Origin of the sequence: Bradyrhizobium sp. STM 3843, assembly GCF_000239815.1 — a bacterium.
GTDB lineage: Bacteria > Pseudomonadota > Alphaproteobacteria > Rhizobiales > Xanthobacteraceae > Bradyrhizobium.
Genome location: NZ_CAFK01000242.1, coordinates 1 through 22,754 on the forward strand (window position 1 = coordinate 1; position 22,754 = coordinate 22,754).

21 protein-coding genes and 1 tRNA gene are annotated in these 22,754 nt (G+C 65.1%); 6 read left to right on the top strand and 16 right to left on the bottom strand.

All coding sequences use genetic code 11. From position 1 onward, the window contains the following. Together atpD and BRAS3843_RS24765 are read left to right on the top strand one after the other, a co-directional pair. Positions 1-1,389: F0F1 ATP synthase subunit beta (atpD, locus tag BRAS3843_RS24760; protein WP_050886513.1), on the top strand; the 1,389-nt coding region annotated here is incomplete at its 5' end. A gap of 87 nt (positions 1,390-1,476) precedes the next feature. Further along, positions 1,477-1,884: a F0F1 ATP synthase subunit epsilon gene (locus tag BRAS3843_RS24765; protein ID WP_008971825.1), complete on the top strand. Its 408-nt coding sequence runs from the start codon at positions 1,477-1,479 to the stop codon at positions 1,882-1,884. Positions 1,885-1,957: 73 nt separating this feature from the next. Here the strand turns inward: BRAS3843_RS24765 and BRAS3843_RS24770 are convergent, their stop codons facing one another. The 13 genes from BRAS3843_RS24770 to BRAS3843_RS24830 all read right to left on the bottom strand — a co-directional run bounded on the left by BRAS3843_RS24770 (position 1,958) and on the right by BRAS3843_RS24830 (position 15,583). Then, the gene (locus BRAS3843_RS24770; protein ID WP_008971826.1) at positions 1,958-2,464 is read right to left on the bottom strand and encodes an RNA pyrophosphohydrolase; all 507 of its coding nucleotides are present in this window, start codon (positions 2,462-2,464) and stop codon (positions 1,958-1,960) included. 57 nt (positions 2,465-2,521) lie between these two features. Beyond that, positions 2,522-3,028 carry an RNA pyrophosphohydrolase gene (locus BRAS3843_RS24775; protein WP_008971827.1) on the bottom strand — a complete coding sequence of 169 codons (507 nt, stop codon included), beginning with the start codon at positions 3,026-3,028 and terminating at the stop codon, positions 2,522-2,524. 93 nt (positions 3,029-3,121) lie between these two features. Next, positions 3,122-4,336, bottom strand: a complete 1,215-nt coding sequence (locus tag BRAS3843_RS24780; RefSeq protein WP_008971828.1) for a divergent polysaccharide deacetylase family protein — start codon at positions 4,334-4,336, stop codon at positions 3,122-3,124. Positions 4,337-4,514: 178 nt separating this feature from the next. Further along, on the bottom strand, positions 4,515-5,900 hold the full coding sequence (locus BRAS3843_RS24785) for a S41 family peptidase (protein ID WP_035982650.1): 1,386 nt from the start codon (positions 5,898-5,900) through the stop codon (positions 4,515-4,517). After that, the gene (locus tag BRAS3843_RS24790; protein ID WP_008971830.1) at positions 5,897-7,273 is read right to left on the bottom strand and encodes a peptidoglycan DD-metalloendopeptidase family protein; all 1,377 of its coding nucleotides are present in this window, start codon (positions 7,271-7,273) and stop codon (positions 5,897-5,899) included. Before BRAS3843_RS24790 ends, BRAS3843_RS24785 begins: the two co-directional genes overlap by 4 nt. 31 nt (positions 7,274-7,304) lie before the next feature. Beyond that, positions 7,305-7,787, bottom strand: coding sequence for a 23S rRNA (pseudouridine(1915)-N(3))-methyltransferase RlmH (gene rlmH, locus BRAS3843_RS24795; RefSeq protein ID WP_008971831.1), 483 nt, complete (start codon positions 7,785-7,787; stop codon positions 7,305-7,307). Positions 7,788-7,833: 46 nt separating this feature from the next. Further along, entirely contained in the window at positions 7,834-8,190 is a 357-nt protein-coding gene (gene rsfS, locus BRAS3843_RS24800; protein ID WP_035982652.1) for a ribosome silencing factor, read from the bottom strand. Positions 8,191-8,506: 316 nt separating this feature from the next. Then, entirely contained in the window at positions 8,507-9,106 is a 600-nt protein-coding gene (locus tag BRAS3843_RS24805; RefSeq protein ID WP_277996489.1) for a nicotinate-nucleotide adenylyltransferase, read from the bottom strand. A gap of 114 nt (positions 9,107-9,220) precedes the next feature. After that, the gene (locus BRAS3843_RS24810; RefSeq protein WP_008971835.1) at positions 9,221-10,513 is read right to left on the bottom strand and encodes a glutamate-5-semialdehyde dehydrogenase; all 1,293 of its coding nucleotides are present in this window, start codon (positions 10,511-10,513) and stop codon (positions 9,221-9,223) included. A gap of 67 nt (positions 10,514-10,580) precedes the next feature. Beyond that, the gene (gene proB / locus BRAS3843_RS24815) at positions 10,581-11,723 is read right to left on the bottom strand and encodes a glutamate 5-kinase (protein WP_008971836.1); all 1,143 of its coding nucleotides are present in this window, start codon (positions 11,721-11,723) and stop codon (positions 10,581-10,583) included. A 137-nt stretch (positions 11,724-11,860) separates the two neighbouring features. Beyond that, on the bottom strand, positions 11,861-12,934 hold the full coding sequence (gene obgE, locus BRAS3843_RS24820; protein ID WP_008971837.1) for a GTPase ObgE: 1,074 nt from the start codon (positions 12,932-12,934) through the stop codon (positions 11,861-11,863). Positions 12,935-13,105: 171 nt separating this feature from the next. Continuing rightward, complete coding sequence (locus BRAS3843_RS24825; RefSeq protein WP_008971838.1) at positions 13,106-14,560, bottom strand: GntP family permease; 1,455 nt, start codon at positions 14,558-14,560, stop codon at positions 13,106-13,108. 3 nt (positions 14,561-14,563) lie between these two features. Further along, a complete protein-coding gene (locus BRAS3843_RS24830) occupies positions 14,564-15,583 on the bottom strand; it encodes a patatin-like phospholipase family protein (RefSeq protein WP_008971839.1) in 1,020 nt (339 codons plus the stop codon). 380 nt (positions 15,584-15,963) lie between these two features. Between BRAS3843_RS24830 and BRAS3843_RS24835 the strand changes: the two genes are divergently transcribed. Beyond that, a complete protein-coding gene (locus tag BRAS3843_RS24835) occupies positions 15,964-16,881 on the top strand; it encodes a DMT family transporter (protein ID WP_008971840.1) in 918 nt (305 codons plus the stop codon). Positions 16,882-16,920: 39 nt separating this feature from the next. Here the strand turns inward: BRAS3843_RS24835 and BRAS3843_RS24840 are convergent, their stop codons facing one another. The 3 genes from BRAS3843_RS24840 to rplU form a co-directional block, all read right to left on the bottom strand. After that, positions 16,921-17,517, bottom strand: a complete 597-nt coding sequence (locus BRAS3843_RS24840; protein ID WP_008971841.1) for a GNAT family N-acetyltransferase — start codon at positions 17,515-17,517, stop codon at positions 16,921-16,923. Positions 17,518-17,652: 135 nt separating this feature from the next. Beyond that, on the bottom strand, positions 17,653-17,922 hold the full coding sequence (rpmA, locus tag BRAS3843_RS24845) for a 50S ribosomal protein L27 (RefSeq protein ID WP_008971842.1): 270 nt from the start codon (positions 17,920-17,922) through the stop codon (positions 17,653-17,655). Positions 17,923-18,040: 118 nt separating this feature from the next. After that, a complete protein-coding gene (rplU, locus tag BRAS3843_RS24850; RefSeq protein WP_008971843.1) occupies positions 18,041-18,424 on the bottom strand; it encodes a 50S ribosomal protein L21 in 384 nt (127 codons plus the stop codon). A gap of 383 nt (positions 18,425-18,807) precedes the next feature. Between rplU and BRAS3843_RS24855 the strand changes: the two genes are divergently transcribed. From BRAS3843_RS24855 to BRAS3843_RS24865, 3 genes are all read left to right on the top strand, one after another. Further along, positions 18,808-19,938 carry an ROK family protein gene (locus BRAS3843_RS24855; RefSeq protein ID WP_008971844.1) on the top strand — a complete coding sequence of 377 codons (1,131 nt, stop codon included), beginning with the start codon at positions 18,808-18,810 and terminating at the stop codon, positions 19,936-19,938. 530 nt (positions 19,939-20,468) lie between these two features. Then, a tRNA-Ser gene (locus tag BRAS3843_RS24860) sits at positions 20,469-20,558 on the top strand. A 350-nt stretch (positions 20,559-20,908) separates the two neighbouring features. Then, positions 20,909-22,744, top strand: a complete 1,836-nt coding sequence (locus tag BRAS3843_RS24865; RefSeq protein ID WP_035982654.1) for a tetratricopeptide repeat protein — start codon at positions 20,909-20,911, stop codon at positions 22,742-22,744. Positions 22,745-22,754 lie beyond the last annotated feature (10 nt).

Here is a 22,754-nt window from a genome sequence, read left to right on the forward strand (position 1 = left end):
ATCGGCGCCGTCGTCGACGTTCAGTTCGAAGGTCATCTGCCCGCCATTCTGAATTCGCTGGAGACGAAGAACGCCGGCAACCGCCTGGTGCTCGAGGTCGCGCAGCATCTCGGCGAGAGCACCGTGCGCGCGATCGCGATGGACACCACCGAAGGTCTGGTGCGCGGCCAGGAAGTCGCCGACACCGGGCAGCCGATCGCCGTTCCCGTAGGCGAGGGCACGCTCGGCCGCATCATGAACGTGGTCGGCGATCCCGTCGACGAAGCCGGCCCGATCAAGGCTGAGGGCATCCGTGCCATCCACCAGCCGGCGCCTCCCTATACCGAGCAGTCGACTGAAGCGGAGATTCTCGTCACCGGCATCAAGGTCGTCGATCTCCTTGCTCCCTATGCCAAGGGCGGCAAGATCGGCCTGTTCGGCGGCGCCGGCGTCGGCAAGACCGTGCTGATTCAGGAGCTGATCAACAACGTCGCGAAGGCCCACGGCGGCTACTCGGTGTTCGCCGGCGTCGGCGAGCGGACCCGCGAAGGCAACGACCTCTATCACGAGTTCATCGAGTCCGGCGTCAACAAGCAGGGCGGCGGTCAGGGTTCGAAGTGCGCGCTGGTCTATGGCCAGATGAACGAACCGCCGGGCGCGCGCGCCCGCGTCGGTCTCACCGGTCTGACGGTTGCCGAGCATTTCCGCGACCAGGGTCAGGACGTGCTGTTCTTCGTCGACAACATTTTCCGTTTCACCCAGGCCGGCTCGGAAGTGTCGGCGCTGCTCGGCCGTATTCCTTCGGCCGTGGGCTATCAGCCGACGCTGGCCACCGACATGGGCGCGCTGCAGGAGCGCATCACCACCACCACCAAGGGCTCGATCACCTCGGTGCAGGCGATCTACGTGCCGGCCGACGACTTGACCGACCCGGCGCCGGCCACCTCGTTCGCCCACTTGGACGCCACCACGGTGCTGTCGCGCTCGATCGCGGAAAAGGGCATCTATCCGGCGGTGGACCCGCTCGACTCCACCTCGCGCATGCTGTCGCCGCTGGTTGTCGGCGACGAGCACTACTCGACGGCCCGCATGGTCCAGCAGATCCTGCAGCGCTACAAGTCGCTGCAGGACATCATCGCCATTCTCGGCATGGACGAACTGTCGGAAGAGGACAAGCTGACGGTGGCGCGCGCCCGCAAGATCGAGCGCTTCTTGTCGCAGCCGTTCCACGTCGCCGAAATCTTCACGGGCTCGCCCGGCAAGTTCGTCGAACTCGCCGATACCATCAAGGGTTTCCGCGGCCTGTGCGAAGGCAAGTACGACTACCTGCCGGAGGCCGCCTTCTACATGGTCGGCACCATCGAAGAGGCGGTCGAGAAGGGCAAGAAGCTGGCGGCCGAAGCCGCCTAAGCGAATGGCGAATGGGGAGTAGCGAATAGAACAGACTGTTCGCTGCTTCCTCTTCATCACTCGCTATCAGCTATTCGCAGGTGTTCAATGGCTACTTTTCATTTTGATCTCGTGTCTCCGGAAAAGATCGCCTTCTCGGGCCAGGTCGACCAGGTCGACGTCCCCGGCCTGGAAGGTGATTTCGGCGTCCTGGCCGGGCATGCGCCGTTCGTCGCGGCCTTGCGACCGGGCATCCTGACCGTGACGACCGGCAACACGCGCGAGAAGATCATCGTGGCGGGCGGGCTTGCGGAAGTCTCCGAGAAGGGGCTGACCGTGCTCGCCGACATCGCCACTTCGCTCGCCGAGCTTGACCGCACCGCGCTCGCCGACGAAATCGCGAAGATGGAAGCCAAGCTCGCCGAAAAGGAAGGCGACGAGCTCGATCGTGCGATTGAACGGCTGGATCAGTTCAAGACCGTCCAGCAGCAGATCAACACGACTGCCCTGCATTAAGCCGGCGGCGGCCCGAGAACTCGCAAACACCATCAATCAGCAAAAATGGCCGGGCATCGTCCCGGCCATTTTCCTATCGAGCAGGTCCGGCGTAGTGGGCGAACTGTTGCGCCACGGCGCGATAGACCTCGCGGCGGAACGGCACGACGAGATCGGGCACGCGCGCAAGCTGCTCCCACCGCCACGCGTCGAATTCGGCCGCCTGTCCGTTGCGCGGCGTCAGCGGATCGATCTCCGCCTCACGCCCGATAAAGCGCATCGCGAACCATTTCTGGCGCTGGCCACGGAATGTCGCCAGCCGATGTGAGGGGTCGTCAAACGGCGGAAACTCATAAGTCAGCCAATCGCTCTCGCCGAGAAATTCGGCGGCGCGGATGCCTGTCTCCTCCCAGAGCTCGCGACGTGCCGCCTCGCGAAAATCCTCGCCCGGGTCGACGCCGCCTTGCGGCATCTGCCATTCAAGCCCGGGCAGGACGATCTCGGGCCCGTCGTCGCGGAAGCGGCGCCCCAGGAACACCTCACCTTGTGCATTGAACAGCGCGATCCCGACATTCGGGCGATAGGGTCTGGTCTCGCTCATGGCCGCCTGAATTGACGCTATTGAGAACGCACGGCGCACGACGCGCACGCACGAACGCTATTTCCGTGCGAGATTGGCGAATTCCTGGACCACGCGCTCATAGACCGGCCGCTTGAACGGCACGATCAGCTCCGGCAGGTTCTGCATCGGCTCCCAGCGCCAGCCGACGAACTCAGCCTTGTGGTGGCCGCCGCCGGGATGGGCGACGTCGATCTCACTATCCTGGCCGGTGAAGCGCAAAGCAAACCACTTTTGACGCTGACCGCGATAGCGCCCCTTCCAGGCGCGCCCCGCCACCGTGCGCGGAATGTCGTAGGTCAGCCAGTCGCCGACTTCAGCGAGCTTCTCGACCGAACGCACGCTGGTTTCCTCATAGAGCTCACGCTGGGCCGCCTCCCAGGCTTCTTCGCCGGGGTCGACGCCACCTTGCGGCATCTGCCACACATGGGATTCGTCGACATGCTCGATCCCGCCGGCGCGGCGACCGATGAAGACCAGCCCCTCTTTGTTGATCAGCATGACGCCGACGCAGTCGCGGTAGGGCAGATCTTCGTAACGCGTCATTCCATCAGGCCTTCCTGCGGCCGACTCGTTTCATTGAGTCTCGTTGAGCCGCTCGCGTCGCCGGTGCCGGCCGGTCGCTGGACCGGACGCCCGTTAATTCGATTTTGATTTCAGCATGGCCGTTGTCAATGGCACAAGCAGAATGCCTTTGCGGTCCAGCCCCTTGATCCAGGTTCCGATGCGCTCGATCGAGACCGGCAGGGCGGATGCCGTCCCGATTGCGACACCGCGATCTTTCGCCAGGCTCTCGAGCTTGGCCAGCGCATTCTCGATCTCGACCGCTGTCGGGACCGCGTCGATCGCGACATCCCCCTTTGCGAAGGGCATGGCCTGCCCCGTTGCAAGCGCGTTGGCCACGCTGCGCGGAGCCGCACCATCGTCAAAGAAGGCGAGTCCCCGTTTGGCGGCCTCGGCCATGATCGGCTGCATCGCGCTATCGGTCGCCACGAAGCGTGCGCCCATGAAGTTCGCCAACCCGACATAGCCCTGCAGCCGGCTCAAATGCCAATACAGCCGATCGACATTCTGGTCAGGCGCCAAGGTGGCGAGCAGCGTCTGCGGGCCGGGGTCGTTGTCCGGATAATCATACGGCTCCATCGGGATCTGCAGCAGGATTTCGTGCCGCTGCGCCCGCGCCCGCTCGGCGAGCTTGCCGGGATCGGAGCCGTAAGGGGTGAAGGCGAGCGTCACGGCCGGCGGCAGTTTCATGATCGCGTCGGCGGTCTTGGCCGCGCCGACGCCGAGCCCGCCGATCACGATCGCGACGACCGGCATTTTCGCTGCTTTGGCCCGATCGGCGTCGGCCGCATAGGCCGTGAATGGCTTCAGTCCGTCAGCGGACACCGGAATCATGCCGTAGCGCGATTTCTCCAGCAGTCGCGGATCGACGCCGATCATGGCGGTGGCCGGCGCAGTCGTGCTCGAATCACTGCCGTCGGTCGCGCCGGAGCCGATCGCAACCTCGTGCCGCGCTCCACTGGAGCCGTCGATGATGGTCACGGTCTTGGCGCCGCTATTCGATTCCTGGCCCGCCGGCGCTGTGCCCTGCGGCTCGGACTTGCGCTCGGGCTTTGCCGCACCGGGCTTGGTGTCAGTGGGTTTGGCCCCATTGTTGATCGCAATCCGCGCCATCGGCTCACCGCCAAGCGGATCGTCATGGAATAGCGCAAAGCCGGCAAAGATGACCAGGAACAGGCCGAGCAGCACTGCCAGCGCCTGCCATCCCGTGAACGGAAGCCGAATCCGGCGCCTGCGACGTGTCTCCGTCTGCCCGAGCGGGGCGCTCAGCTCGTCGGCCGTTTCTGTCATCGAAATTCCCGAATCAGTCCGGGCGACGATACCACGCCCAAGCGCCGGCGGCAGGCTTCGGGCTGGGCGACCGTAGAGCAGGGGAGGGTGGGCTGATACGCTGACGGGCCCAAATCAAAAAGGGCGGCCCGCAGGCCGCCCTCTCGAAATCTCGCACTGGCTCGTTGCGCGCCGAGTATCAGTTCGGCTTTGGCGTCTGGCGGTCGCTGACGGCCGGCTTGTCGGCAGCCGCCTTGTCGGTCGTCGTCGCAGCCGGTGCAGGGTTCGCCGAGGAGCTGCTCTTGATGCCGTGCAGGAGATCGTCGGCCATCTTCAGCGCCTTGTCGTCCTTGGCATCCGGCGGCACGTAGGACTGCGAGCCGGTCTTCTCGTCGCCATCGTTCTTCAGGTGGCCACGCAGCGAGGCCTCACCCTTGGTATCGGTGCGCGACTTAAGCTCATCCGGCACGTCCTGCAGCACCTCGATATCAGGCACGATACCCTTGGCCTGGATCGACTTGCCCGACGGCGTGTAGTAGCGCGCGGTGGTCAGCCGCAGCGCGCCATTGCCAGCGCCGAGCGGGATGATGGTCTGCACCGAGCCCTTGCCGAACGAGCGCGTGCCGACCAGCGTCGCGCGCTTGTGGTCCTGCAGCGCGCCTGCGACGATCTCGGAAGCCGACGCCGAGCCGCCATTGATCAGCACGATGACCGGCTTGCCCTTGGTGAGGTCGCCCGGATGCGCAGTCCGGCGCTGGGTCTCCTCGGCATTGCGGCCGCGGGTCGAGACGATCTCGCCGCGCTCCAGGAAGCTATCAGAGACGGTCACCGCCTCCTCGAGCAGGCCGCCCGGATTGTTGCGGAGATCGATGATGTAGCCCTTCAGCTTGTCACCGATCTGGTTCTGCAGGTCGCCGATGCTCTTCTTCAGGCCTTCGGTGGTCTGCTCGTTGAAGGTGGTGACGCGGATATAGGCGATGTCGTCAGCCTCGACGCGCGAGCGCACCGAACGGACGCGGATGTTGTCGCGGGTCAGCGTCACATCGAGCGGATTGTCGACACCCTTGCGAACGATCTTGAGCTTGATCTTGGTGCCCACCGGCCCGCGCATCTTCTCGACCGCCTGGTTCAGGGTCAGTCCCTGCACCGCCTCTTCGTCGAGATTGGTGATGATGTCGTTGGCCTGGATGCCGGCTTTCGAGGCCGGCGTGTCGTCGATCGGCGAGACCACCTTGATCAGGCCGTCTTCCATCGTGACCTCGATGCCGAGGCCGCCGAACTCACCGCGGGTTTGCACCTGCATGTCGCGGAAGCTCTTGGCGTCCATGTAGCTCGAGTGCGGATCGAGGCCCGACAGCATGCCGCTGATCGCGGATTCCACGAGCTTCGAATCATCGGGCTTCTCGACGTAGTCGCTGCGCACCCGCTCGAACACGTCGCCGAACAGATTGAGCTGGCGATAGGTATCAGCGGTCGCGGCGCGCGCGGTCGATCCCATCAGCACTGCGCGTGGCTGGGTCACCATCAGGGTCAATGCCGCACCGGTGGCCGCGCTCAGGAGAATTACCGAAGTCTTACGCATCATCCGCGTACCTTTTCGCCTTCATTTGTGGCCCACCATGGGCCTGGATCGATTGGAGTGCCGTCTTTACGAAATTCGACATAGAGCACTGGTTGGCTCGCATTGGTGGCGAGAATGGAGGCCACCTGTGAGGTCGCCCCCATGGTCGCAACCGGCTCTCCCGCCTGAACAAACTGTCCGATAGTGACGGAAATGCGCTCCATCCCGGCGATCAGGACATGATACCCGCCCCCGGCGTTGAGGATCAAGAGTTGTCCGTAGCTGCGGAAGGGGCCGGCATACACAACCCAGCCATCACACGGCGTTGTGACCTGGGCGCCCGGCCGCGTCGCCAAAGAAATGCCTTTATCAACGCTGCTGGCGCCGTCGGAACCGCCGAAACCGCGAATCTTGATGCCGTTCACCGGAAAAGCGAGCATCCCTTTGCTTGAGGCGAAGGCGATGGCCGGGCTCTTGCGGTTCGGATTGCGCAGCGCGTTGACGTCGGGCTTGTTGTTGACCGGGACGCCCTGCAGGCTCGCCGTCACCGCGGCCTTGGCGGCGCTCTTGACGTCCTGCTCCATGGTCGAGATCAGGCCCTGCAGACTGTCGACCTGCTGGGCCAGCGCGACCGCGCGAACGCCTTCGGCCTGCATGTCCTTTTCGGCGGTCGACTGCTGGCGCTGCCGCTCGTCGACCAGAGCGGCGAGCCGCGTCTGATCGGCCCGCAGCTTGTCGCGGTCGAGCGCGAGCTTGTCACGTTCAGTGCCGATGGTCTTGCGCACGCCGAGCAGCTCGCCCAAATCGGCGGATAGCTTTTCGGCGCGGCTGCGCATCTCCGGCACGACCGAGCCCAACAGCATCGCGGTCCGCAGCGATTGCAGCGCATCCTCGGGGCGCACCAGGAGTGCCGGCGGGGTGCGACGACCGGCGCGCTGCAGCGCCGCCAGCACCTCGATGATTTCGGACCGGCGCGATTCCAGCGAGTCGCGCAACTCCTGCTCACGGGCATCCAGGCCGCGCAACCGGGTCTCAGCCTCGCCGATGCGGGCTTCGACGCCGCGCACCTGCGCGGCGACATCGACCAGTTGCTGATTGAGCTTGCTGCGATCCTGCCCGATCGAGGCAATGTCGGCCTTCAGCCGCTCCTGCGCCTCGGCCGCGTTTTTTTGCGCGGTGCGGGCTGCTTCCAGCTCCTGCACGCGCTGCTTCAGCGCGTCGGCGGACGCCTCAGCCGTTGGCGTGCCGATCGAGGGCCGCAATGCGGTCTGGCTGGATGCCGGCGCAAGGCCGGCCGAGAGGGTCGCGGACACAACCAGGGCGAACAGCGGCGCGGCGCAAGCCCGGCCGGGACGGCCGGTGGGGAGGGGGGATCGAAGGGGCCGCGCAGCGGACATCGGATGGTAATGTGCTCGTCTCGGCGCCCGTTCAAGCGCGGTGATAGGGGTGGCCGGCCAGGATCGTCGCGGCCCGGTAAAGCTGCTCCAGAAGCAAAACGCGGACAATCTGATGCGGCCAGGTTGCGGTCCCGAAGGCAATCCTCAGTTTCGCTCTGCGCTGCAATTCGGGCGAAAGTCCGTCCGCCCCGCCGATCACGAAGGCGGCCGCGGGGGCGGCCGCGTCCCGCCAACGACCGAGCTGAGCGGCAAAGCTCGCACTGTCGATGTTCTGGCCGTGTTCGTCGAGCGTGACAAGCACGGATTTATCCGGGATGTGGGCGGTGATCGCCGCCGCCTCCTCGGCCATGCGCGTCGCCGCATCGCGGGCGCGGCTTTCGCCGATTTCAATAATATCGAGGCCGCGGAAGCCGAGCTTGCGGCCAAGATCGTCGAAGCGTTCGCGGTAGCGCTCGGCGAGCTCGCGTTCAGGGCCCTGCTTGAGCCGGCCAACGGCAATCACCACGCTGCGCATGCGACAGCGTTAGCATGCGCTCGCGCCGCGTGACACCGTCGTCGCGTCAGAGCGTCTTCGCCGGCTTCGGCCCCTGCGTCCACAACCGTTCGAGATTGTAGAACTCGCGGACCTCGGGCCTGAACACGTGTACGATCACGTCGCCGGAATCGATCAGCACCCAATCGCAATTGGGCAAGCCTTCGATATGGGGCGGCTTGGCACCGGCTTCCTTCAGGCCTTTGGCGACGTTTTCCGCGATCGAGCCCACGTGCCGGTTGGACCGGCCCGAGGTGACGACCATGTAGTCGGAATAAGCCGATTTGCCGCGGAGGTCGATGGTGACCGTTTCTTCCGCCTTCATATCGTCGAGGCGGGAGAGGATGGTGCTCAAGGTCTTGTCGGCGTCGGGTTGCGCCTGCAAGGCCGCTTTCGAGGTCGCAGTTTTACGCGCAGACTTTACCGTCTTGGGTAAAACCGACTGGGACAATACAGATGTGGTCAGGGACCATTCCTTTCACTGTATCGCAGGCCGAATCTGTCTTCGCCTGCCGACTATACTACGCATGTGGGGTTAACGAGTTCAATAATCCAGTACCCCACTTTTCCAGGCACTTTTCCGAGGTTAGGTAACAGAATCGGCCCTCAAAACCCCGGAGCAAGGGGGCCGATCAACGCTATGCACGTTTAGTGCCCATGCATGTTTGGTACCGCACGCGCGTTTCGCTGCGGACCTGCATCTATGCCGACTTCCAGCTGCCGTCCGGGTTCCTGAGGCCGGTCGACGACAGGTTCAGTTTCAATCCGCTCAGGAATACCCAGGCCGGCGCGCGGCGATCCGCAAGCCGGGCCGCCTGGGTCTCTGGGATGCGGTAGCGGGCGAGGGCGCGGGCCGCAGGCGCGGTCAAGGCGCGGAAGCTCTGTGGCGGCCGATCGATCACCGCAATCGGCACTTGGGCAGCGATGCGCTGCCAGTTCTGCCAACGATGGAACTGCGCGAGATTGTCAGCGCCCATGATCCAGACAAAGCGCAGGCGCGACGCACGCTTGCGCAAGTAGTTGATCGTGTCGGCAGTGTAGCGGGTACCGATGACGGATTCGAGACAGCTGATTTCGATCCGGGGGTCGGCGGCCATTTTCTGTGCGGCCGCGGCGCGCTCGGCCAGCCCATGCAGCCCGCCATTGTCCTTGAGCGGGTTGCCCGGTGTGACCAGCCACCAGACGCGATCGAGTTGCAATCGCTTCAGCGCGAACAGGCTGATCGCGCGATGCGCCTGATGCGGCGGATTGAAGGAGCCGCCGAGCAGGCCGATGCGCATGCCATCGCTGTAAGGCGGCAGACCATGAGGAAACGCGGGCGCGGCGGCGGAGATGTCGCTCAATGACGTCTCCGCTGCGGGCTGCGGCAGCTCGGCTGTTGGCTCACGCTCGGTTGACCTGCAAGCGCATCGACGTCACGGGCGGGTCTGCCCGGTGCCATGGATGCGATATTTGAAGCTCGTCAGCTGTTCCACGCCGACCGGGCCGCGCGCATGGAACTTGCCGGTGGCAATGCCGATCTCGGCGCCGAAGCCGAACTCGCCACCGTCGGCGAACTGCGTCGAGGCGTTGTGCAGCACGATTGCGGAGTCCACCTCGTTGAGGAACTTGTCCGCCGACTTGGTATCTCCGGTGACGATCGCATCGGTGTGATGCGAACCGTGTTCGTGGATATGGGCGATGGCGCCATCGACGCCGTCGACGATCTTGGCGGCGATGATGGCGTCGAGATATTCCGTGTCCCAGTCCTCTTCACGCGCCGGCTGCACGCGTGCATCGGCCGCTTGCACCGTGCCGTCGCCGCGCACCTCGCAGCCGGCGCCGATCAGCGTGTCGACCAGCGGCTTGAGCAGCGTGCCGGCTGCGGCGCGATCGACCAGCAACGTCTCGGCGGCGCCGCAGACGCCGGTGCGACGCATCTTCGCGTTCAGCACGATCGATTTGGCCATCTCGAGGTCGGCCGCACCGTCGACATAGACGTGATTGACGCCTTCGAGATGCGCGAACACGGGCACGCGCGCTTCGGCCTCGACCCGCGCCACCAGGCTCTTGCCGCCGCGCGGCACGATCACGTCGACGCCGCCGTTCAAGCCGCTCAGCAGCAGGCCCACCGCGGCACGGTCACGCGTCGGCACCAGGGTGATGGCCGCTTCAGGCAGGCCGGCCTCGCGCAAACCTTGCGCGAGGCAGTCGTGGATCGCGCGGCAGGAGCGGAAGGAATCGGAGCCGCCGCGCAGGATCACCGCATTGCCGGATTTCAGGCACAGCGCGCCGGCATCGGCCGCGACATTCGGGCGGCTTTCGAAGATCACGGCGATGACGCCGAGCGGCACCCGCACGCGCTCGATGGTCATCCCGTTCGGGCGCTGCCAGCTTTCGGTGACGACGCCGACCGGATCGGAAATCGCGCGCACGGCGGCGATCCCGTCGGCCATGGCGGCGATGCGCGCCGGCGTCAGCGTCAGGCGGTCAATGAAGGCGCTGGTCGTACCAGCGGCCTTGGCCTCGGCGACGTCCTCGGCATTGGCCGCCAGGATGGCATCGGCGCCGGCGCGGATCAGGCGCTCCATCGCCTCCAGCGCGCGGTTCTTCTGCTCAGCCGGGGCCAGCGACAGCACGCGCGCGGCGTGGCGGGCCTGTGCGGCAAGCTCGTTCATCAGCACGGGCAGATCGGCGTTGCCGTCGATGGCTTTGAGGGAAGCAGTCATGGCGTTCCAACCTTGGATTCCGGTCGATTTCCTAGCACGAAAGTGGCGCCGGCGCGAATTTGGCCGGCTACGCCATCGGTCCAACCCCGGCCGGCCCGATCACGAGGTCGTCGCGGTGGATCATTTCGGCACGGCCGGAGACGCCGAGGATCGCGGCGACGTCGGGCGAGGAGCGGCCCTTGATCCGGTCCGCGTCGTCGGCATCATAGGCGACGAGGCCGCGGCCGATCTCATGCATGTCGGGGCCCCGCACCACCACGGCATCGCCGCGGGCAAACTGGCCGTCCACCCGGATCACGCCGGCCGGCAGCAGGCTCTTGCCGGCGCGGAGCGCGGCAACCGCCCCCGCATCGATCGTCAGCGTGCCCCTCGGCTCCAGCGAGCCCGCAATCCAGCGCTTGCGCGCGGTGACGGGGTTGGCGGGGGTCAAGAACCAGGTGCAGCGGCCACCGCCGGCGATCGCGGCCAGCGGATGCTCGATCTTGCCCGAGGCGATCAGCATGTGCGTACCGCCGGTGGTCGCGATCTTCCCCGCCTCGATCTTGGTGCGCATGCCGCCGCGGGACAGTTCGGACGCGGCGCTGCCCGCCATCGCCTCGATCTCCGCGGTGATGCTTTCGACCACGGGAATGAGCTGTGCATCCGGGTTCTGCGCAGGTGGCGCCGTGTAGAGCCCGTCGATATCGGAGAGCAGGATCAGGAGGTCGGCGCTGGCCATGGTGGCGACGCGCGCGGCGAGCCGATCGTTGTCGCCATAGCGGATCTCGGCCGTGGCGACCGTGTCGTTCTCGTTGATCACAGGCACCGCGCGCCAATCCAGGAGCTTGGCAATGGTCGAGCGTGCGTTGAGATAGCGGCGCCGTTCCTCGGTGTCCTGCAGCGTCACCAGGATCTGCCCGGCATCGATGCCGTGCGCGCCCAACACCTCCGACCAGATCCGCGCCAGCGCGATCTGGCCGACCGCGGCGGCCGCCTGGCTCTCTTCGAGCTTCAGGGCGCCGCGCGGCAGCCTCAAGCGGCTGCGGCCGAGCGCGATCGAGCCCGAGGACACCACCAGCACCTCGCGACCATCGCTGTGGAGCTTGGCGATATCGGCGGCGAGCGCTGCCAGCCAGGAGGACCGGACCTCGCCGGCCTCGGAATCGACCAGCAGCGACGATCCGACCTTCACCACGATGCGGCGGAAATTTTCGAGTTGGGGCTGGGCCATTGGTCAGCTGCGGGATCGGTTCGGATGCCTCGCCTCAACGGAGGCAAGGGTCCATCGGAGGGCATGCTTGGTTCGGATGAGTGGGACGTGGCGGATTGTCGCAAGCCGCCGCGTCCGAGGCAAGCCGCGCGGGGCGCTCAGCCTTGCGGCGGCGGCGGTGGTGCCGCCCACGGCTCGTCCGTCGCGGCGTTCTCGACCGCGCTCTTGGCCTTGTTGGACACCGGCTGCTCGCCGATCACCTCGGCGAGCGTGCGCAATGCCTCCTTGACGCCCTCACCGGTCGCGCCCGACAGCAGGAGCGGCGTCTTCTTGGCGGCGCGCTTCAGGCGGTCGCGCTGCTTCTTCAGCTCGTCGGCGTCGACCGCATCGATCTTGTTCAGTGCGACGATCTCGATCTTCTCGGCGAGCTCGCCGCCATAGGCCTCAAGCTCGTGCCGCACGGTCTTGTAGGCCTTGCCCGCATGCTCGCAGGTGGCGTCGACCAGATGCAAAAGCACACGGCAGCGCTCGACATGGCCTAAGAAGCGGTCGCCGAGGCCGGCACCCTCATGGGCGCCTTCGATCAGCCCGGGAATGTCAGCCAGCACGAATTCGCGGCCGTCGGCATTCACGACCCCGAGCTGCGGATGCAGCGTGGTGAAGGGATAATCGGCGATCTTGGGCTTGGCGGCGCTGACCTTGGACAGGAAGGTCGACTTGCCGGCATTGGGCAGGCCGACCAGGCCGGCATCCGCAATCAGCTTCAGCCGCAGCCAGATCCAGCGCTCCTCACCGGGCTGGCCGGGGTTGGCGTGGCGTGGCGCGCGATTGGTCGGCGACTTGAAATGGGCATTGCCGAAGCCGCCATTGCCGCCATGCGCGAGCACGAAGGTCTCGCCGCGGGCGGTAAAATCGTGGATCAGGGTTTCCTTGTCCTCATCGAAGATCTGGGTGCCGACGGGGACCTTCAAGGTCACGGGCTTGCCGCCGGCGCCGTGCCGGTCCTTGCCCATGCCGTTTTCGCCCTTCTGGGCCTTGAAATGCTGCTGATAGCGATAGTCGATCAACGTGTTCAGGCCGTCGACCGCCTCGATGATGACATCGCCGCCACGGCCGCCATTGCCGCCGGAGGGGCCGCCGAACTCGATGAACTTCTCCCGCCGGAACGCAACGCAACCGTTGCCGCCGTCGCCGGAGCGCACATAGACCTTGGCTTCATCGAGGAATTTCATGGGGCTTTAGGTAGGCGAGACAGGCCGTCGCGGCAACCGCGGATTCCCTTGATTTCGGCCGAAAAGCTTAATCGGGGATCGTCAAACCTGATCTTAAGCCTGATGATGCCTTTGTTTCAGGCTCGCCTGCGATTTGGGCTGTCGGCAGCTGCTTTGGCGATGCGACCGGCGTCAGAACGATCCGAAAGCGCTGCCGATCGCGATCACGGCGATCAGGGCGATGATGGAAGTGACGATGCCCACCATCACGATGTCGAAATAGCTCTGGCGATGGGTCAGGCCGCAGATCGCGAGCAGGCTCACGACGGCTCCGTTATGGGGCAGGATATCGAGGGTCCCCGAGCCGATCACGGCGACCCGGTGCAGGAGATCCGGATGGATGCCCCGTTGCGCGGCGATATCCATGTAGGTTGCACCCAGCGCGTCCAGGGCAATCGTCAGGCCGCCCGAGGCCGATCCGGTCAGCGCTGCCAGCAGATTGGTGGCGACGGCCAGCGATACCAGCGGACCTCCCTCGATTCCCAGCACCCAGTCCCGCACCAGGCCGAAGGCCGGCAGCGCGGCGATGACCGCGCCGAACCCGACCAGGCTCGCGACACTCAGCGCCGGCAGCACGGATGCGTTGGCGCCCGCATCGAGGGTTTGCCGCAGCTCCGGCAGCCGCGACCAGTTGCAGAAAATGACGGTGACGATCGCGGCCGCCAGTGCTGATGACACCGACCAGACGCCGGCAACTGCCGCCAATGACGTGCCGCCCCAGCGCGGCTCGGCCAGGAATGAGACGTCAATGCGCGGCAGGATGACCAGCGACATCAGCAGATTGACCGCGACCACGACGATCAGCGGCAGAAACGCGTTGAAGGCCGGAACGCTTGCTTCGCTGCGATGACCGTGGCGAAGCTCCGCCGGATCGAACTCCCGCGCAGTGCTGGCCCGCTCGCGTAGGAACTCATCATCGAACGCCGCGTGGGGCGGCGCCGCTTGCGCGTCGCCATAGCCTTCGTTCGCGCGCCGCGCGGCCTGCTCGGCGCGGTGCAGCCACCACAGCCCGACCGCGAGCATGATGACGCCTGCGATGATGCCAAGCCCTGGAGCAGCGAACGGCGTCGTGCCGAAGAATGGCATGGGGATCGCGTTTTGAATCGAGGGCGTGCCAGGCAACGCCGACATCGTGAAGCTGGATGTGCCCAGGATGACGGCTGCCGGAATCAGACGCTGTGGAATCGCTGCGGCACGAAACAGCGATTGCGCCATCGGCACGATCACGAAGAACGCGACAAACAGGCTGACGCCGCCATAGGTGACCAGGGCTCCTGCGAGCACGACGCCGAGGATGGTCCGGCGTTCGCCCAGCTTGCGCGTGATGAAGCCTGCGACCGCGGTCACGGAGCCGCTGTCATCCATCAGCTTTCCGAACACGGCGCCGAGCAGAAAGATCGGGAAGAACTGGGCGAGAAAGCCGGCCGCACTCCCCATGAAGATCTGCGTCCAGTTCGCGAGCAGGGGCTGGCCGTCAAAGGCGGCGGCAACCAGCGCGCAGAGCGGTGCCAGCAACAGCACGCTCCAGCCGCGGAACGCCAGCCAGATCAGCAGCCCCAGCCCGACAAGTATGCCGAGGAGGCCCACTGCTCAGCACTCCGACAGCAGCAGGTCGAGATCGGCCGTCGAGCGCACGCCGAGATCGGCGCCATGCGTGTCGAGGAAGTCGCTCGCGGCGCGCCGCCCTTCATCGCGCAGCATGGAGACGAACTCCCATTCGGCATTGAGCTTCGACGAAGCGCCGAACGCCGCCAGCATATCGCTCTTGATCCGGTGGGCCTTCATTTGTGCCCAGCGCGCGCCCTCTCCTGTCCCGGGGTCGACGACCTGACGCAGCAGGGCGATCATCCGCAGCTCCTTGGCGAGTGGTGAATTGAAGGAGATCTCGTTGAGGCGGTTGAGGATATCAGCGGCGCTGCGCGGCTCCTCGGCGCGTTCGACCGGATTGATCTGCACGAGGATCGTGTCCCGTGCGTCCGTCTCGCGAACCAGCGGGGTGATGGTGGGATTGCCGGCGTAGCCACCGTCCCAATAAGGCTCGCCCTCGATCTCGATCGCGCGAAACATCGTTGGCAGGCAAGCGGACGCGAGCAGGACTTCGGCCGTGATCTCGCCGTTACGAAAAATCCGTCCACGGCCGGTTCGTACCCGGGTGGCCGTGACGAACAGCTTGATCGGAGCCTCGGCCAGACGTGCAAAGTCGATGCTGTCGACCAGGATCTTGCGTAGCGGATTGAAGCCGAACGGATTGAGATCGTAGGGCGACAGCACCCGCGACATCAGATCGGTGAAGATATAGGCGGGAGAGGTGTCGATCGACCATCGTCCGAGCATGCGATCGACAGGCGAGCGCTGCAGCGGGCTGAAGGCCGCGGCACGTGAAACGGTCCGCCAGTATTTGTCCAGAGCCTCGCGGGCGCCGCAGGCCTGCCCCTCGATCCAGCCATGCGCCAGCACAGCCGCGTTCATCGCGCCGGCTGAGGTTCCGGAAATGCCCGCGATCTGAAGCCACGGCTCTTCGAGCAGCCGATCGACAACGCCCCAGGTGAACGCACCGTGCGAACCTCCGCCCTGGAGGGCCAGATCGATCAGCACGGGGCTTCGGTCCATGGGTGGATATTCCCCTTGGCTGACCTGCCGTGGGGGCAACTATGTCGCAACTGGCCCGAACTTGCGAGAGAAAGTTGCGGGCTTGCTATCTGATGGCGAAACCTCGGATCACAGGCCTGCTCACGCTGGCCGGCGCCATGCGCTCACGATCCGGTGTCCGGTGCTGGGCGAGGGCGAACTCGCGCATCGCAATCATCCCGGCGAGAACGAAAGATCGTGAGACGCAGAGCGCACCACATCGTTATGCGCATGGGCTTGTCCCGGCCATCCACGTCTATAAAACAGCGCGGCATCCTTGACGCGGATGGCCGGGATTCGCGTCGAGATGCGCTTCGCGCTTGAGCCCGGCCACGACGCAGAGAAACCATCTAGCCGCGGCAATGACCTTCCTCTCCCGGATCTCCGTTCATAACGATTCACGCTCGGCGCGGCTCGCCGGCATCGGCCTGATGCTGCTGTCGATCTTCATGTTCTCGTTCGGCGATGCCACCGGCAAGTTTCTGGTTCAGACCTATTCGGTCGGCCAGCTGTTGTGCCTGCGCGCCTGCGCCGCATTGCTGCTGCTGTCGCCGATGATCTGGCGGCAGCGGTCGCAATTCCTCAACCTCGAGCGGCCATGGCTGCAGCTCGTTCGCGTGATGCTCTCGACGCTCGAAGTCGCGGCGTTCTTCCTCGCCACCGTCTATCTGCCGCTCGCTGATGTCATCACCTACTATCTCGCAGGCCCGATCTTCGTCACCGCGTTGTCGGCGCTGGTGTTGCGCGAGCATGTCGGCTGGCGGCGCTGGTGCGCGATCCTGATCGGCTTCTGCGGTGTGTTGATCGCGCTGCGCCCCTCGGCGCAGACCTTCAGCCTGCCGGCGTTGATCGCGCTGGGCGGCAGCCTCTCCTTCGCGGTGCTGATGCTGATCACGCGTTCATTGCGTGCGACGCCCGATATCGTGATGGCGTCCTCGCAATTCGTCGGCACCTTCCTGCTCGGGACCGCGATGGCGCCATTCGGTTGGGTGACGCCGACGCCCAGCAGCCTGGTGCTGTTCGCGGCCGCCGGTCTCATCTCGGTGACGGCACTGTTCTGCGTCAATCGTTCGCTGAAGCTCGCACCCGCATCCGTTGTCGTACCGTACCAATATTCGATGATCGTGTGGGCCGTGATCTTCGGCTTCGTCGTGTTCGGCGACGTGCCGCATCCGGCCACGCTTGTCGGCGCTGCGATCATCATCGGGGCCGGCCTCTACATCTATCTGCGCGAGCGCAGCCTCGGCAGGGACGAAAGCGCGGTCAATCCGCCGGCCTGAGCGGGTATCCTCCCCCGGAGGGGAGGATAAGACATGCGCCTAGCCTGTGCGCCGGGCGGCACTGGCCCAGGTCTTCAGCGAGGCCCAGACATTGCGGCTGAGGCGGAAGGCATCCACCGGCGCCGACGAGCCCAGCACCTCGAAGCGGTGCAGCTCGACGCCGGTCCACTGGAAGCCGCACTTCTCCAGGATGTTGCGCGAGGCCGGATTGGAGACGCGCGCATAGGCGAGCAGCAAATCCTGTTCGGACTCCTCGAAGAAGTAATCGATCGCGGCGCGCGCGGCTTCGGTGCCGTAGCCGCGGCCCCAATGTGCGACGCCGAGCCAATAGCCGAGCGCGGGCACGTCAGGTGCGCGCCAATTGATGCCGACGATGCCGATCGGCTCCTGATTGGTCTCGATCAGGAAGGCGGTTTCCTGGCTGTCGTCGGCCAGCGCGCGCACGAACTGCACCGCGTCGTCGGACGAATAGGGATGCGGCAGCCGGCGGGTGTTCTCGGCGATGCGGCGGTCATCCGCAAGGCGGGTAATGGCTTTTACGTCCGCGAGCGTCGGCCGACGCAAGGTCAGCCGCTCGGTCTCGAGGACGCAAGGTCTCGCCTCGCGAAAGGTCGATATCGGAATCTCCTGCAGCATGTCGGGGCTCCATCAACACGGCAATGACAACAAAAACGCGCGCAACGAAAAGGGGAGGCCGGTGTCCCGCCTCCCCTGGAGCCCATTGCGCTCCGCCGGTTCATCAGGACCCGGCGGACGTATTTTGATCCACCGTTATTCGGCCGCCTCTGCAGCCACCGGACGCACCGAGATAAAGGTGCGGTTGGCCCGGTCATGAAACTCCACGACGCCTTCGATCTTCGCGAACAGCGTATGGTCGGTGCCCATGCCAACATTAAGGCCGGGGTGCCAGGTCGTGCCGCGCTGACGCGCAATGATGTTACCGGGAATCACGTGCTCGCCGCCGAACGCCTTGATGCCGAGGCGTTTGCCCTTGGAATCGCGGCCGTTGCGCGATGAACCGCCTGCTTTTTTGTGAGCCATGGCTCGTCTCCGATCTCGCTTCTCTCTAGCTCAATTTAGCTCGAGAATCATTCACATTTACGATGCGCGGACGTGAAGCCCGCGAAGTTGTTCGCCGTCGCAGCAACGCTGCTTGCGACTACTCGGCCGCGTCGGCCGCAGGCGCTTCCGCTTTGACCTTCTTCGGCCGCGGGCCGATCGTCGGCTTGGCGTTGTCGGTCAAGATCTCGGTCACGCGCACCACCGTCAGCTCGTCGCGGTAGCCGCGCTTGCGGCGCGAATTCTTGCGGCGGCGCTTCTTGAACGCGATCACCTTGGGGCCGCGCTTGTGCTGCAGCACCTCGGCCGCGACGGAGGCGCCGGCCACCGTGGGGACGCCCAGGACCGGCGTGTCACCGCCGACCACCAGCACTTCGGGAAGCTGCACGATCGTGCCGACTTCGCCTTCGATCTTGCCAATCTCGAGCACATCATCCGGAGCGACGCGGAACTGCCGGCCGCCGGTCTTGATGACTGCGAACATCGTTCTAATCCTTCGTGTTCGATCCCGGCCTCGAGGTGTGAACCTCGGGTCGGCTTCTTGTTCAGTCGTTATGGTTCGGTTTGGTCGTACCTCGACCGGTACGATCCTGTGCGGTCTCCGGGGCAGAACGCCCGCCAAGTCCGCACAAAAACAAGCGGCGCGAGAGGGCCCGCGCCGGATGAAGCGGCACTTATAGCCGCAACTTACGGTGAGTCAAGGCGAAATGGCGCAGGTCGAATAGCGATTGGCGAGTAGGGAGTAGCGACGGCGGCCGCCTTCTCCCTATTCGCTATTCGCCGCCTTCGCAATTCGCCCCAACGAAACCAACGGTTCCCTCGGCCGTTGTGTCCAGCCAACACGCTAACCTCAAAGGGCAGGGACCAATGTCCGAGGACGTCATTACCACCACGGGCATCGCCCAGCACGGCGCCACCCGGCTGCCCTCGGTCGATGTCGACAGTTTCAATATCGAGCTGAAGGACGAGGAGGGCTTCATCGGCGATCGCGCCTCCAAGGGCGCCTTTCGCCGGATCTTCGAGCGCTGGCGCAAGCCGTTGCGCCGCTCCGGCGAGGACCCGTTCGGCGACAAGGCATCCGAGGAGATCAGCAAGAAGGCGCTCGACGAGATCCTGGTCGGCGACGACACCGAGGCCTCGGCCGTCGTGCATTCGGCGATCGAGGAGTTCGCCCAGGAGCTCGCTTACGTGACCCGGCGTTTCCTGAAGACCAAAGCCTGGGCCAAGACCGAATGCATCGTGGTCGGCGGCGGCTTTCGCGCCTCCCGCCTCGGCGAGCTCGCGATCGCACGCTGCGAGATCATCCTCAAGGATGAAGGGTTCGAGGTCGATCTGGAGCCGATCCGCTACCATCCTGACGATGCCGGGCTGATCGGCGCGCTGCATCTGGCGCCGTCCTGGATCTTCGAGGCCCATGACAGCATTCTGGCCGTGGATATCGGCGGCACCAATATCCGCTGTGGGGTGGTCGAAACCGGCGCCAAGAAGGCGCCGGACCTGTCGAAGGCCGCGGTCTGGAAGTCCGATTTGTGGCGCCATGCCGATGACGAGCCGACGCGCGAAGGCGCGGTGAAGCGGCTGGTCAAGATGCTGAAGGGTCTGATCGAGAAGGCCCAGGCCGAGGGCCTCAAGCTCGCGCCCTTCATCGGCATCGCCTGTCCCGGCGTGATCGATGCTGACGGGTCGATCGAGAAGGGCGCGCAGAACCTGCCGGGCAATTGGGAGAGCAGCAAGTTCAACCTGCCGACCAGCCTGATCGAGGCGATCCCGACCATTGGCGATCACGATACCGCGGTACTGATGCACAATGACGGGGTGGTACAGGGGCTGTCGGAGGTGCCGTTCATGCAGGGTGTGGAGCGCTGGGGCGTGCTCACCATTGGCACCGGGCTCGGCAATGCCCGCTTCACCAACCGCCACAAGGAGAACGGCAAGAAGGACAAGGCCGATGACAAATCCGAGGACAGGAAGGCGGCCAAGAAGAAGAGCAAGGATTAGCCGTCAGCCGGGCAAGAACCGAGCTGCCGCGCGTGATCATCTTTCTCATTTTAAGGTTGTGTTTTGTAATAGTTACTCGTCGCGACGGCGTAATTTGGAGGGTGGCGTCCGTCGCAGGCGCGTGCCGGAAAGCGTCTGCAATCAATGCGATAGGGCGTGGTCGCGATTGGAACGCGGTAACCTTGACCGGTTAGGTTAAGAAACGGTTTGCATTGCGGCGGAACCGCTGATGCCGCAAGGGTTCTACGTCGCTCAGGCCGGCCGGATTGACCCCCGTCTCTTTCGGTTGGTTTCCCCAAGATGCAGCGACACGGGACCGCCATTGTGTGTCAGCGTATGGCGGTCCCACCTCTTGGCCTTGTTGGACGTCGTCTTGGGTTTGGTGATGACGGCTGCGGTTCATTTCCATGACCGAACTGGTCCGCGTTGCCCCACTTCGGGCCGGAAATATCGTCAGGCCAGCCTTGTCACCCCCGTCATCGTGCCCTAGAACACGCCGCGACCACAGGGCAGTGCCCTGATTTGCGCCCGGAGAGGTGGCAGAGTGGTTGAATGCACCGCACTCGAAATGCGGCATAGGTGCAAGCCTATCGGGGGTTCGAATCCCTCCCTCTCCGCCAGCGGGTGCTTGAGCCCAGACCCACGACATCATCGGCAGGAACGCCGCGGCGAGACCTGAAGCCGTGACGCAACCGCGTGCCGAGCCTGTTCCATGGGCGGCTTCGTGCCTGCGCCTGAAATGTTCCGCGAGTGTTGCCGGTCTGCGCTGGCTTTGATCTTGCTTCGACGACTTCAGGCGGCCCGTTCCGGCATTGACGCAGTTCCACGATGCGGATTTAATCGCCGAGCGACGGCATTCTCACCGACACTCCAGAGTTGTATTGGCAGCCCTATGGCTTTGCGGGTCGTAGCGAGATCAAATGAGACTGTCCCGGCTACGGCCAAGCCGGTCGCTGCACAGCGACGGCTGATGGCGGTGATGCTGGCCGATGTCGTCGGCTACAGCCGCATGATGAGCCGGAGCGAGGACGAGACCCACACGCGGCTGACGGCGATTACACGGGATGTGATTGATCCGACCATCGCCGAATTTGGCGGGCGGCTCGTGCGCAGCATGGGCGACGGTTTGCTCGCCGAGTTCGTGAGCGCGACCGAGGCGGTGCGTTGCGCGCTCGAGATCCAGCGCGGGCTGGCCCGGCGCCAGGGCAATGAGACGGATCCGATCAGGCTGCGCATCGGCATCAATACCGGCGATGTTCTCGTCGGGCACCGCGACATCTATGGAAACAGCGTCAACATCGCCGCGCGGATCGAAGCCGTGGCGGCGCCAGGTACGATTTGCGTCAGCCAGAGCATCTACGACCAGACCCGCGCCCAACCCGAGTTCTTCTTTGCCTCGCGTGGCCGGCACCGGGTCAAGAACATCCCGTACCGAATCAGTGTTTACGAGGTTGCGGACCAGCCCATACGCAGGTCGCTGCTCGCCGGGCTTGGTGCGCATTGGGTGGGGCTCGCCGCCGCAGGGATGACGGCGGTCGTTGCGACGATGGCGATCAGCGCTGTGCTGCTGCTTCGCGAGACTCCGGCGCTGGCCCGGACCAACCGGATCGTGGTGCTGCCGTTCACGACGGCCGATGGCAATCCTGCCGATGATTATCTGGCCGATGCGATCACCGATGATGTGACCAGCGAGTTGTCCAGGCTGAGGCGCGCCTGGGTGATCGCCTCGGCCACCGCCTTCACCTACAAGAACAGCGCGAACGAGCCGCGTGAGATCGGCCGCGTACTCAAGGTCCGCTATGCGCTGGCGGGCAACGTCAGGCGGACCGGCGCGATCGTGCGGGTCAATGCCAGGCTGATCGACACGGCAAGTGGCGCCAACGTCTGGGACAATTCCTTCGCCTATGAAACCAGCAGCCTGCTCGACCTCGAAGACAGGTTGCTCGGCCGGGTCGCGACGTCGCTGAACGATGACGTGAAACGCCTCGGCGTCCGTCACGAGGTCGGCACGCTGGCCGCCGATCACAATCCCCTCGATGCGAGAATGAGAGCAATGGCTGCAAGCACCGGATATGCTACCCCGGAGAAGTTTTTGGAGACTCGTCGGAATGCCGAGGCGGGCCTGAAAGCCGATCCCGACAATGCGCGCCTCTTGGCCCTCACGGCCCACACGCTGATGGGCGATGTGCTCAACGGCTGGAATGGCGCCGGCAGTGCGGAGGTGGAGCGGGCCGAAGCGGCGGCACGAAAAGCCATCAGCCTCGACCCAGGCGTTCCGCTCGCGCATTTTGCGCTCGGCTACGTCCTCAGGCTGCACGGCGACCACGCGGCGGCGCTGGCGTCCTTCCAGGAAGCGATCAGGATCGATCCCAATTTCGCCAGGGGGTATGCTCAGGCGGCCAACGCACTGGTCTTCCTCGGCAAGCCCGCTGACGCGCTGCCGATGGTCGAGACCGCGCTCGAGCTGAGCCCCAACGACCCCGCGGTTGGCGTGTTCTACTGGGTCAAGGGACGCGCTTATTTCGCGCTGGGCGACTATCCGAAGGCGATCGAGGCGCTGAGCGAATCGGCGCGCGTGCGACCGAACCTCTGGTACGTCCAGGCGTGGCTGGCTTCGGCGTACGCGCTGACCGATCAGGACGCCAAGGCGAGCGAGGCGCTCGGGGTCTTCAGCACCCGTTTCGGTGCTCAGTTCAATCTCGATCGGGTCACGCAGTACTATCAGGAAGAGCAGTATAAGAATCCGACACTGCAGACGGCGTCGACGGAAATGCTCAAAGGCCTTCGCAAGGCCGGGCTCCATTAGGGCCGAAGCG